The organism is Acetobacter cibinongensis (genome assembly GCF_000963925.1).
GTDB lineage: Bacteria > Pseudomonadota > Alphaproteobacteria > Acetobacterales > Acetobacteraceae > Acetobacter > Acetobacter cibinongensis.
Genome location: NZ_BAMV01000067.1, coordinates 1 through 266, shown reverse-complemented (window position 1 = coordinate 266; position 266 = coordinate 1). Strand labels below are relative to the sequence as shown.

Below are 266 nucleotides of genomic sequence, written 5' to 3'. Positions count from 1 at the left end.
ACCTGTTTGTGGAGCAGGGTGCATCTGCCGTTGCAGCGTCTGTGGCCTCTGGCGGATATCTGGAAGTGGATGCAGGCGGTACGGCCACCGGCACACAGGTTGGCAGCGGCGGCATTGTGCAACTGACAGACGGCGGAATTGCCTCTGGTACCACCCTGACAAACTCCGCCACTCTCTATGCCGGTTCCGGGGCCACGGCAGTGGGCACGGTTGTGCAGGATGGCGCCTCCTTGCAGGTGCAGCAGGGCGGCATTGCCAGCGGCACG

1 pseudogene is annotated in these 266 nt (G+C 64.3%); it reads left to right on the top strand.

Annotated features, from left to right (window positions below):
• Positions 1–266, top strand: a pseudogene (locus Abci_RS13835) (AIDA repeat-containing protein); the annotation flags it as partial.